This is a genomic window from Amycolatopsis rhizosphaerae (assembly GCF_007713715.1).
Taxonomy (GTDB): domain Bacteria; phylum Actinomycetota; class Actinomycetes; order Mycobacteriales; family Pseudonocardiaceae; genus Amycolatopsis_E; species Amycolatopsis_E rhizosphaerae.
The window spans coordinates 1-1,480 of record NZ_VJWX01000837.1 but is presented as its reverse complement, the minus strand read 5'-3'; the positions used below and the strand labels follow the sequence as shown (position 1 = coordinate 1,480).

Below are 1,480 nucleotides of genomic sequence, written 5' to 3'. Positions count from 1 at the left end.
GGCGCACGAGGGTGGGACTCGCCCGGCGGGCGCGTCCCACACCGCGAGCGGACCGGACTTTGCCGGGACCCTGGCCGTATCGGCGGTGAGGGGACCCTCACGGCAGCTCGGCAACGCCGGGACCGGATTCGGGCGTCAGGAGGGTAGTTCCAGTGAAAGGATCTCGGCGCGCACCTCGCCGGCGGGGGCGGGATAGCTGATGGTGTCCCCGGCCTGGTGACCGGCCAGTGCCAGCCCCAGCGGGCTGTCCGTGGTGACCGTGCTGTCCTCCTGGCCTGCCGGGATCTCCTCGGTGACGGCGACCACCCGGAAGGGCTGCACGGTGCCGTCGGCGAACCGGACGGTCACGGTCGTGCCGTCGGGCACGCCGCCCGCCCCGGCCCTGGCTCCGGCCAGGACCCTCGTCAGTTGCGTCATCCTCGCGTCCAGTGCCGCGATGTCGTCCTCGAGGCGGAGTGCGTCGGCGTCGTCGGCGCGGTCACCCACCCGGTCCAGTGCGCGGGCCTCGGCGGCCAGCTCCGCGCGCCGGTCGCGCAGCGTGGCCAGCTCCTGTTCCAGCCGGACCCGGGCTTCGCCGCTGACGGCGGGCTTGCCGTTCGCCATGTCGCTCGCATCCTTTCCGTCCGCCCAACGCGTGGTCCACTTTCAGCATGCCCGCGTGACGGCCGGTCCGCTCGCGATCAGAAGCCGCGCTTGAGTGCCTTGACCTTTTCGATCGCCGAGGCGGAACCCTCGAAGGAGATCCGCACCTCCTCGCGGCCGAACAGGAACAGCAGCAGTTCGACCGGGGTGCCGGTCAGGGTGACCGCGTCGGGTCCGGCCTTCGCGGGGGCCGTGCGGCCGTCCTCCGTCCGCAGGATCACGCCCACGGGTGATTTCCGCAGCGTCACCTTGGCCAGCCCGCGCGCGGTCTTCCAGGCCGCGGCGTCCCGTGCCGTGTCGGCCGCGCGCGGTTCCCAGCCCGGTTGCGCGCGGCGCACGTCCTCGTGGTGGACCAGGAACTCGGCGGTGTTGGCCAGCTCGTCCACCGCGGGGATCGAGGTCGGCCAGAACCGGGCCGGGCCCGAGCGCACCCGCGCCACCAGCCTGTCCCACGGCTCGGCCGCGTAGCCGTCCTGCACGCGGCGCAGGTGGGAGGCCAGCGGGGGCAGCAGGATGCCGAGGGCGGCATCCGGCCGGTGCTCCCGGACCACCAGGTGCGCGGCGAGATCCCGCGTCCGCCACCCCTCGCACAGGGTGGGCGCGTCCGGCCCGACCTCTTCGAAAAGGACACTCAACGCACGGCGTTCGTCTGCGGCTACACCCACGGGCCCGACCTTACTCGTTGGTAGGTGAAAGGGCGCGCGGCGCGGCCCCGTCGACGACCACCGTCCGGCTGAATTCCCACCACCGCCCGTCGGGGTGCGCGCCCCGGAGCCCGTCGAAGGTGTCCACCCCCGCCGAGGCGATCAACACCGGTTCGGCGAGCGCGGCGGTGGCC

Annotated in this window: 2 protein-coding genes; both read right to left on the bottom strand. The window is 73.6% G+C overall.

Translation table 11 applies throughout. The annotated features are described in order from the left end of the window. Window positions 1–135 precede the first annotated feature (135 nt). Window positions 136–603 carry a GreA/GreB family elongation factor gene (locus FNH05_RS37275; RefSeq protein ID WP_144593524.1) on the bottom strand — a complete coding sequence of 156 codons (468 nt, stop codon included), beginning with the start codon at window positions 601–603 and terminating at the stop codon, window positions 136–138. A gap of 77 nt (window positions 604–680) precedes the next feature. After that, window positions 681–1,307, bottom strand: a complete 627-nt coding sequence (locus tag FNH05_RS37270) for a TIGR03085 family metal-binding protein (RefSeq protein WP_144593523.1) — start codon at window positions 1,305–1,307, stop codon at window positions 681–683. Between the last annotated feature and the right edge of the window lie 173 nt (window positions 1,308–1,480).

Bases quoted from the DNA above. Each gene is read 5' to 3' on its own strand.
- FNH05_RS37275 (WP_144593524.1), bottom strand. From the start codon at position 603: ATGGCGAACGGCAAGCCCGCCGTCAGCGGCGAAGCCCGGGTCCGGCTG.